This window comes from Zunongwangia atlantica 22II14-10F7, from assembly GCF_002094855.1.
GTDB lineage: Bacteria > Bacteroidota > Bacteroidia > Flavobacteriales > Flavobacteriaceae > Zunongwangia > Zunongwangia atlantica.
The window spans coordinates 1-7,542 of record NZ_ARYN01000036.1 but is presented as its reverse complement, the minus strand read 5'-3'; the positions used below and the strand labels follow the sequence as shown (position 1 = coordinate 7,542).

General features: G+C 31.5%; 7 protein-coding genes. 3 read left to right on the top strand and 4 right to left on the bottom strand.

Annotated features, from left to right (window positions below; translation table 11 throughout):
• Positions 1-116 precede the first annotated feature (116 nt).
• From IIF7_RS20110 to IIF7_RS20100, 3 genes are all read right to left on the bottom strand, one after another.
• Positions 117-842: a GLPGLI family protein gene (locus IIF7_RS20110; protein WP_084843481.1), complete on the bottom strand. Its 726-nt coding sequence runs from the start codon at positions 840-842 to the stop codon at positions 117-119.
• A gap of 184 nt (positions 843-1,026) precedes the next feature.
• Positions 1,027-1,752 carry a GLPGLI family protein gene (locus IIF7_RS20105; protein WP_084843480.1) on the bottom strand — a complete coding sequence of 242 codons (726 nt, stop codon included), beginning with the start codon at positions 1,750-1,752 and terminating at the stop codon, positions 1,027-1,029.
• Positions 1,745-1,972 carry a hypothetical protein gene (locus tag IIF7_RS20100; RefSeq protein ID WP_084843479.1) on the bottom strand — a complete coding sequence of 76 codons (228 nt, stop codon included), beginning with the start codon at positions 1,970-1,972 and terminating at the stop codon, positions 1,745-1,747. The genes IIF7_RS20105 and IIF7_RS20100 overlap by 8 nt, the downstream gene beginning before the upstream one ends.
• A gap of 1,028 nt (positions 1,973-3,000) precedes the next feature.
• Between IIF7_RS20100 and IIF7_RS20095 the strand changes: the two genes are divergently transcribed.
• The gene (locus tag IIF7_RS20095) at positions 3,001-3,786 is read left to right on the top strand and encodes a hypothetical protein (protein WP_084843478.1); all 786 of its coding nucleotides are present in this window, start codon (positions 3,001-3,003) and stop codon (positions 3,784-3,786) included.
• 907 nt (positions 3,787-4,693) lie between these two features.
• Here the strand turns inward: IIF7_RS20095 and IIF7_RS20090 are convergent.
• Positions 4,694-5,488, bottom strand: coding sequence for a hypothetical protein (locus IIF7_RS20090; protein ID WP_084843477.1), 795 nt, complete (start codon positions 5,486-5,488; stop codon positions 4,694-4,696).
• Between the two features lie 261 nt (positions 5,489-5,749).
• Between IIF7_RS20090 and cas8a1 the strand changes: the two genes are divergently transcribed.
• Together cas8a1 and IIF7_RS20080 are read left to right on the top strand one after the other, a co-directional pair.
• A complete protein-coding gene (gene cas8a1 / locus IIF7_RS20085) occupies positions 5,750-6,148 on the top strand; it encodes a type I-B CRISPR-associated protein Cas8b1/Cst1 (RefSeq protein WP_245801687.1) in 399 nt (132 codons plus the stop codon).
• A 187-nt stretch (positions 6,149-6,335) separates the two neighbouring features.
• Positions 6,336-7,385: an erythromycin esterase family protein gene (locus tag IIF7_RS20080; RefSeq protein WP_176219021.1), complete on the top strand. Its 1,050-nt coding sequence runs from the start codon at positions 6,336-6,338 to the stop codon at positions 7,383-7,385.
• Positions 7,386-7,542: the final 157 nt, after the last annotated feature.

Sequence of the window (7,542 nt, the reverse complement as noted above, 5' to 3'; positions counted from 1 at the left end):
TTAACAGAGTCTTTAACAGTGCCGGTGTAGGTTTGAGCTTTAATACTATTAAAGTAAAAACCTAGGGTAAAAAGTAAAAGTAGTTTTAATTTCAAGTACGATTAGTAGAGTTTCTTTTACTTATTCGATTTAGGAATTGGATTCATTTTTTCGAAATATATTTGCCATTCTTTATGCGGTAAAATATTATCTGAATTATATTTTGGCTCTTTTAAACTTACATTTCTTTTCATTTTTAAATCCGTCGCCTGAAAAATAATTTTAGGAGTTTCCAACTCCAAAATTAATCCAGGTAGATTTGCGTAAGCAGTAGGTCCTCCACGAAAGTTCATTTCTGGTGTAAACCAAGCAACTGAAGGGGGTGTAAGCTTATTTTCTTGATCGGGATCTTTTATACTTCCAATTGCTTTATAACATTTATACCCTATTATATTTTTATATTCTTTTGTTATAGTCCATTCAATGTTATTCATATTGACACTTCTAACTTTTTTTAAATTTCTGGACTCATAATAACTCATACCTTTTTCAAAATCCCCATTGATTAAAACGCCATCTAACGCCCTTATAATTGAAAGATTAAAAAAATTTTCATTTTGAAGATCATTTGGCATAATCCTTTTATAAGTCATATTATAAAAGTTATTGTTACTAGTTAGAACAAAATCAATATTAGGCATAATATCATTTATATTATTAGTGATTTTTCTAATGATATTGCTTGATCTTACATTTTCAATAGTATCAATATGTTTTGCTGATGCCTTATATATTACTTCGACATTTTGACTAAACATATTGATACTAAAAAATAAAAATAAAATAAATCTAAATTTAGCCATTAATTTCAGATTCAAATTCACTATCTCCACCTGCTTGAGTACATTGAGCGTGTACGGCTTGGTAAGTCTCAGTCGCAAAAACAGTTAAAAGTTGTATGATTCTAAAGTCTCCGATTAAATAATTACTTAGAAATTAACATTAATTAAATAATAGAGCAATTAGACAATTCTATTTTACGAAGAATCAATTTCTAGAACCAGATATAGGACTATTGTCAATAAAATACTGTTCTAATTCCTTATGGCTTAAAACATTTTCTTGATTATAATTCGGTCTTTTTAAGTCAACTTTTTTTTTATTTTTAACAGAGATTGCTTTAAAAATAGTTTTTGGAGTTTCCATTTCCAAAATTATTCCAGGTAAATTAGCATAAGCAGTTGGCCCTCCTCGAAAATTGAGATCAGGTGCAAACCAAGCTACTCTTGGTGGATTTAATTTATTATCTTCATTTAAATCAATAGTTTCCGCTAAAGCTTTGTAACATACATATCCCAGAATAGTCTTTGTTTCTTTACTTAAACTCCAAGTTATATTATCCATCCTGACTTTTTTTATTTTGTTTGTTTGACCGGATTCATAATAACTTTTAGAAGATTCTAAATCTCCTATAATAAAATTTCCATCTAAAGCTATTGTTACTGCTAGATTCAAATAACTTTCATTTTCATAATCAGAGATCATCATTTGTTGATATTTAACATTATAATATTCATTATCGCTTACAACAACAAACTCAATACTCGGCAAAATTCTATTTACTCCATTAGTAATCCTCTTTATAATTTGAGAATTCTTTTCATTTTGAATTGTGTCAATATGTTTAACCGAAGCCTTGTATGTAATTTCTATATTTTGGCTAAACAAATTGACACAAAACATTAATAGACAAGTTAATAAAATTTTAGCCATCGATTATTACTTCATATTCGCTATCTCCTCCATTAGCCAAACAATCTGAATGTGTTTGATTATAAGCATCATTGGCTGCTTGAGCCCCATACACCGGTAAAACGCTATTATAAGCATCTAGGGCCTCAGCATCACAATCTACATTTAAAACTAATGGAGATTGAACTTGTTCCATTTTGTTTTCTGAAAAACTCATTAATGGTAGTACAGCAACTAACATTGAAAAATAAAATAATTTTTCATTGATTTTAATAAATGTATGTCATAAAACGTTATGTTGTATTATTTTATTTGTTAAAAATAACGTTTACGACTATTAAAATTAATATCCCTACAAAGACTTTTAGGTATACAAATAACCAATAAGTTAAAATAAAATTTAAAATGATTAAGGAAGAGCCTAGTAAGGGATTTTCCATATTCATCAAATAATTTTATAATTTATCTATGGTTTTAGTTTTAGTAAATTCTCTTTGACCTTCTGTATTTATTTGAGAGATAAAAATCGAAACTAAGGGAAGAGCAAGAGGATGACACGCAGAGCGGTGTTATAATATTCATTTATCTGACATTCAATACTTTATAGTTTGTTTGTGTAATTTTTTTTACTAAATTTCCAGTAAAACCTCTGGGAAGCCCTATAAACAGGCAATTTTTTACAGTAAAAATTAGTAAAAAATGAAATTGTAGGTATAAATTGAGTAATCCTCACTATATTTCCTTACACTACGTTGCAGTCAAAACGGTTCGTCGAAATGGTCTTGAACATAAGCCAAAAGCAAATAAAAATTTTAATTGATTGAAGCGGAAAATTTGCTTTTACCTCACGTTCGCTTTAGCAACATTCCGGTAAAGTTGACCGATCTGCATTGCATAGTTTTAAGCTTACTCCGATATTTTAAAACCTCACCTTTTTGATCTCAAAAGAACAGGATTTAGCATTAGCGGGCGCATAAACCGGTCAGCTACGCTTTCCTATTTATAGCCCTTTTCCTAATTCTAAATCCTGTAGAAGAATAAATATCAAAAAGGTAATGTGACGGCTCTAAAAGAAGTAAATGAAATACTCCTAAAGCCTATTTCATTTGATCTTTAGTAGTGATTCAATGGAACGAAAAAGGCAAATGCTCTGGATAAAAAAAGTAAACATCGCTAAAGCTTAAATTACTTTTAAAATTAATGAACAGATAAGTTATTTTCTTCTAAAAAAACAACGCAACGATTTCTGCTTTTTTGTATCTAGTATACATGAGACCATTATACATAGTATTGTTCATTATTCTTTTTGTATCCTGTGAACCTGAGGAAACCACAGTTATTGATGAAGAAATTCTAACTACTAATATAGAATTTTATCCAGAAGAGCGCTATTCCGGAAACGATCAAAGTTTGCCAACCTTAAAATTAGCTCTTCGTACCTCAGAAATTTATCCATGTTTCAATTATCAAATTGATTTTGATGAAAGTTTTAAGAATAACGAAATGACCATTAATATAACTGGTATTCATAAACCAGATCTCTGCTTAGCAGCCTTTGGTCCAGCCTATGGCTTCTTGGAATTACCAGAAACTACGGAAAAACTTAAAATTGAACGAGCGGAAAAGACTGATGTTTACGAAGTAAATATCAATTCCAAGCAAATTGAAATCCTTCCTAAAAATGCTGAGTTTACTGATTTAGTAAATCCTGTCACCTTCAGGTATCCCGAAAATTCCTTTGCTGTAGTGTGTGGAACTAATTTAGAACAAACAGATTTGTGTGCTAATTTCTTAGAGAAGCTTGATGACATATCATCATTATCCTCGTATACTTTTCCTTCAAATGGAAGAATTCCATATCCAGATAGTTCATCAGGCAATTGGAACAATACCCCATCAAAATATTTTATTTATGAAAATGAGAGTACTTTCGAAAATGTATTACAACAATTCGAGATGTTTGTTCAAGATAGTCTAAGTCCTGACGATGGAAACTCTATAGGGATCATAACCTGGGATAATCGCACCTATTATAGTTATGAGTTATTAGAGTAAATTTTCTTATGATTTACAGGTATATTTTAGGTAAGCTGAACTTTGCCCTAAACATCTCTTTTCTTTTGTTGCAACCATGGGGCGCAACCAAGATTGTGTCCACAGACACACATCTTGAATTATGATCTATATTAGAATTTTCCGTTGGATGGGAACCCGTGTCCCCATCATTGGAAATCCTCGTTTGGCATTCCCTATTTTTAGCTTTTCAAAGCCTAAGGAATAGAACATTATTTTAATTCAATAATCAGATCCAAACAATTTCCACCTTTTCCAATCCGAAGTCGTACAGCGATTTTTATGATAAGAGACAAGGAAAGAGGCCTGTGTTTCTGACCGCAGGGGACTCAGAAACCAGGCTTCTTTCACCGTTGTTTTGCTGGGATAATGACCTAATTTAGCGAGTACGTGTACGATGTCTAAATTACGGGCATGTTTACAGCATATTTTCTTTATTTTCATAAGCGTTCTATTTTCTGGATTTTTTTGATGAATTGATGAGAACCCCTCCTAAGCCCTTGTAGACATTGAGCTGAAGCTGTCATCAAAAATTCATCAATTCATCATTTTTATTTTCAATAGCAGGCTTTTATTCATCACTTTTAATTTTGATGAACATTTGATGAATAAATGATGAGCCCTGAAATCCCTATAAATACAGGGCTTAACCTTCCCCGTTCATCAATTCATCAAAATTTTCGGTCAGAAACGACCTTGAAATGTTAAAATAGCGGCCTTTTGCTTCCCGCTGCTCTATCGATCCATCCCCCCACCATACCAATCTTTGATAGCTAAGTGTATTCCTTTGATTCTTCAATTTCCAGGAATTCTTCAACAGTCGTCTAAGCTGGGTAATATCCGTTTTAATCCGTGTCCACTAATCAAATAGATATCTTTAATACATCATTTAGATGTTATGAACTTTAGCTAATTCAGTTAATCGTTTCTTTCCTTCAACACGTACAGCTCTTAGAAATTTAAATGCCAAATCGGAAGCATAATATCCGTCCTCTATTGAGATATGCTGAAGCGATTTATAGTTTAAATTAAATTGCGCATGGCATATTAGATTGTAAACACGTTGTGATCGAAAAGAATGTTTAGGAAGAACAATTTTTATACTCTTACTAAAGTTTTGACATAAATGAATCATATAATCTAAATCAAATACGGGTGGCTTATATTCCCAATAAACCCAAAGTAGCGCTGCACAGGTCTGTGTAATAGCTTGATCCGCTAAAAGAAGTTTAGCGGGTTCGCTATAGTTATCATCACTCACATCCAATTTACTATTAAAGTATTCTGCTTTACTCATTCTAGATTCCCAACGTTCTTGTATTCGTTGAAACATTATTGGATGATTATTATATCCGGTAAGAAAAAGAGGGCTTTCTTGAAAAATTCTATTATTCTCATTTAAGACTAAACTTAAGAAATTGTCACCTTCCGTCAATCGGTTTTCAATCTCATTCAAAGTATAATGAATACTAAAAATCTTTACTTTTTGATTCATTTTGGAAAATATCTTACCCATAAAATACTTTGGATCATTGATGTAAGACTTACTTACAATGAGAAGCGTAATTTCCCAATGTTCATTAGTTCGTATTCCTATCCAATAAATCGAATGTACATCTGTAAGAGCTTTAATTACCGCTATTAGTTTCTTTAGAATAGCTTCTGGTAAATTGGCTGAGTTCATAATTTAAGATTTAGGTTGATAATGAGGATATCCGTAATTTGGGTTAGCGCAAATTCTATAACTTTGGGAGGATGCAAGTTGGTCAGCATAGATCAAAAAGGTGTTAAAGTGAAACTTCAGTGATTGTCAATGAGTCTTCAAGTTTTAAAAAGAAGCGACCGTAACGAACCAGAATGACCAGTAAAAAACAATAGCGGACTTGTTTTTTACTCCAAAGGGTGATGAGCGAAACTTTTAAAAAGAATGTTTATCTTTGAGATTATGAGCACAGCAACAAAAACCAGTCATATCGGTAGAAAGATTAGCCGAATTAGAGAACTTCGAGGAATGAAGCAGGAAGCCCTTGCCGCAGAATTAGGGATCAGTCAACAGAGTGTATCCAGTTTGGAACAAAGCGAGCATATTGAAGATGAAAAGTTGGAAAGAGTGGCAAAGGTATTAGGAGTGACTAAAGAAGGTATTGAAAAATTTTCAGAAGAATCTGTTTTCAATTATTTTAATAATTTTCATGATAAAAGTGCTTTCAACAGTCATTGTACCTTCAATCCATTGGATAGACTAATGGAATCAGTTGAGGAGAATAAAAAACTATATGAAAGGTTATTGCAAGCGGAAAAAGAGAAGGTGGCTTATTTAGAGAAATTGATAGATAAGAGATAGTGAAGAAAAATATTTAAGATTTGAAAAAAGTGTCGATAACTGGATTATTATTCGAGTAAATCGGTACTTTTTTCATTTTTAATAACTGTTGGCAAGAATATCTATGAAAATCCGAACTATAATCTTAATCGCTTTAATTAGTTTTAGTAAAATTTCATTTTCTCAAATTGAGAATCATATTTATCAAATGGACTCAATTGATAATTTATTGACTGATGAAGTAAAAAATATTGTCTCAGAAAATCTTAAGAAAAGAAGAATAGTTTTCTTAGGAGAGTCAGCGCATCACATCGGATCTGATTTTTTAGCAAAAACTGAGTTTGTCAAATACTTAGTTAATGAAAAAGGCTATAAAAACATAGTTTTTGAGAGTGACTTTTTCGGATTGTATTTCGACCATAAGAAATATAATATTTTCCCACATTGGACCCGATCAGAGCAATGCCAGGATCTATTCAAATTTTTAGAAGAAAATGAAGTAACTATTTGGGGACTGGATAATCACACACATTCTTATTTTACTTATCACAATTTTGCCACAAAATTGGAGGATTATTTAAAGCAAAATAATATTTCAGTAAGTGATAAATTCATTCAGTTGGCCGATAAATCTATCAAAACACGAGGTGATGAATTAAAGAAAGATGAAGTCGAGTATCTGTTGAGCAGTCTAGATTTATTATTGTCTAATGAGAATATAAATTCTGTTTGGCATCAATTTTTAGAAAGTTTTAAAAGCGCTGTTGAAATCTATACAATTCATAGTAGTAAGAAAGAGGGTATTCCAATTAGGGATAAACAAATGGCTAAAAATTTAGATTTTCTAGTGAATGAATATCCAGAAGAAAAATTTTTAGTTTGGGTGGCAAATGCACACATGTCAAAAGTTGAAAAAGATTTTATGGAAGGACAGACTATGGGGTATGATTTTGTAGAAATGAACTCGAACATTTCATATCATATTGCTTTCACTTATATCCATATGCCTTGGATTAAAGAAAGAAAAATAGACAAAGCTCAAGCGAATGAAAATAATCTACTCCACTATTTACCAAATACCAAACAGAATTATTTTATTGATTCTAATGGATTAATCAAAAAAAAACCAGAGTTTTCCAACAAAGAGTATGATAGCTTTTTCGGATTGAATAGTGATACAACAAATTGGTTTAAACATTTTGATGCTTTAATATTCATTGGGAAAGGTATAAGATCTAATTTTATTGAGTTAGAGTAAGAGATACTCTTGCCAACAACGGTTATCGCAAATGGCGGGTTTCATAGAAAAGAACTAAATTAGTTTCCATAATAAACCAAACCGTAAGCCGACAAATCTGCATCCATAATTCCGCGCCACTTGTCGTTAACCGGGACCGTCAGACTGTCTCAAAACC

Coding starts and splice junctions, on each gene's coding strand:
- IIF7_RS20090 (WP_084843477.1), bottom strand. CDS start 5,488: ATGAACTCAGCCAATTTACCAGAAGCTATTCTAAAGAAACTAATAGCG.
- IIF7_RS20110 (WP_084843481.1), bottom strand. CDS start 842: ATGGCTAAATTTAGATTTATTTTATTTTTATTTTTTAGTATCAATATG.
- IIF7_RS20100 (WP_084843479.1), bottom strand. CDS start 1,972: ATGTTAGTTGCTGTACTACCATTAATGAGTTTTTCAGAAAACAAAATG.
- IIF7_RS20105 (WP_084843480.1), bottom strand. CDS start 1,752: ATGGCTAAAATTTTATTAACTTGTCTATTAATGTTTTGTGTCAATTTG.
- IIF7_RS20095 (WP_084843478.1), top strand. CDS start 3,001: ATGAGACCATTATACATAGTATTGTTCATTATTCTTTTTGTATCCTGT.
- IIF7_RS20080 (WP_176219021.1), top strand. CDS start 6,336: ATGGACTCAATTGATAATTTATTGACTGATGAAGTAAAAAATATTGTC.
- cas8a1 (WP_245801687.1), top strand. CDS start 5,750: ATGAGCACAGCAACAAAAACCAGTCATATCGGTAGAAAGATTAGCCGA.